The sequence below is a fragment of the Kitasatospora sp. NPDC047058 genome (assembly GCF_040643935.1).
Classification (GTDB): Bacteria; Actinomycetota; Actinomycetes; order Streptomycetales; family Streptomycetaceae; genus Kitasatospora.
Window position 1 is genome coordinate 1 of sequence record NZ_JBEYVJ010000865.1, and the last position, 1,412, is coordinate 1,412.

The window sequence follows — 1,412 nt, forward strand, 5'->3', positions numbered from 1 at the left end:
GTTACGGGGGAGGGCTGAGATGGCGGGGACGGGGTACGAGGTTGATCCGCAGGCGCTGAAGCTGGCGGAGGAGGGCATCAACGGCGCGATCGGGGAGCTGCAGAAGCTCGGGATCGCGGGTTTCGCGGAGTCGGGGCGGGGGTTCTCGGAGCTGGAGATGACCGGCATGGAGGCCGGTGACCCGGATCTGGGGAACGTGTTCAACGAGTTCTGCGAGCGCTGGTCGTGGGGTGTTCGGAAGCTGGTGCAGGAGGGCACGCAGATCGCCACCAGGCTCGGGCTGTCGGCGGGTTACTACTACGAGCAGGAGAAGTACGCGAACAACCTGCTGAAGGACGTCGTCGCGTCGGGGATGGGCAATCCGCACCAGACCGAGGAGCAGATCGAGGGCAAGTCCTGGGGCGAGGTGTGGGGTGACAACCCGTACACCCAGATCACCAACCCGGACTTCTCGGCGGAGTCCGCGGACAAGGCGTACGAGAACATGAAGAAGACCTGGTCGGACGTCGCGAAGGAGAAGGCCGAGGGCCCGTTCGGCATCAACAAGAAGCTCGCCGAGGCGGCCGGGGGTAACGGCTGATGGGCCTGTCGTTCAGCATCGGCGATGCGCTGGACGCCGCCGACAACTTCCTCGACGCGAACGTCAAGGCGGGTGCGAAGGTCCTGCAGGGGGGCGCGCACCTGACGGGTGACCTGCTGGACGAGGTCGGGCTGCACGGCGCGGCGCAGTCGGTCAACGGCTGGGGCGACGACGTCGCCGACGAGGCCGGGCTGAAGGTCGGCGAGCGCAGCCTGAAGCAGACCGACGACCCGAAGGAGTTGGTCCACGGGGATGCGAAGAAGCTCAACGAGGTCGCCGGGCACCTGAAGAAGTTCCACGACGCGTTCGACAAGACCGGCAGCGGCCTGGCGAAACTCGACCACGAGCACTGGACGGGCGAGGCGGCGGAGGCGTTCCAGAAGGCGTTCCAGCCGCAGCCCAAGCAGTGGCTGACCGCCGCGGACGCCTTCGGCAAGGCCGCCTCCGCGCTGGAGACCTTCGCACACACCGTCACCTGGGCACAGGGCGAGGCGGCCGAGGCCGCGCGGATGTGGAAGGCCGCGGAGAAGAAGACCGACGCGGCGGCCAAGGCGTGGACGCAGGACGCCATGACCTACAACCTTCGCGTCAAGGCCTACAACTCCACACCGGCCGACAAACGTCCGGCCACCCCGCCCGCCGACCCGGGCGACTTCAAGGACCCGGCCGAGGCCGAGTACAAGCAGGCCGAGGAGAAGCTCAACTCAGCCCGCAGCCAACGGGACTCCGCCGCGCGCACGGCCACCGCCGCGATCGCCGCCCTGGTGCAGACGGCGCCGAACATGCCGAGCAAGATGCAGATCCTCAAGGCGGAGGTGGCGGACGGCCTCGC

At 68.3% G+C, this 1,412-nt stretch carries 2 protein-coding genes; both read left to right on the plus strand.

Annotated elements, in window-relative coordinates; translation table 11 throughout:
• Window positions 1-19 precede the first annotated feature (19 nt).
• Window positions 20-580 (plus strand): hypothetical protein, encoded by a 561-nt coding sequence (locus ABZ885_RS41175; RefSeq protein ID WP_360200337.1) that lies wholly within the window; start codon window positions 20-22, stop codon window positions 578-580.
• Window positions 580-1,412: putative T7SS-secreted protein (locus ABZ885_RS41180; protein ID WP_360200339.1), on the plus strand; the 833-nt coding region annotated here is incomplete at its 3' end. The genes ABZ885_RS41175 and ABZ885_RS41180, both read left to right, overlap by 1 nt.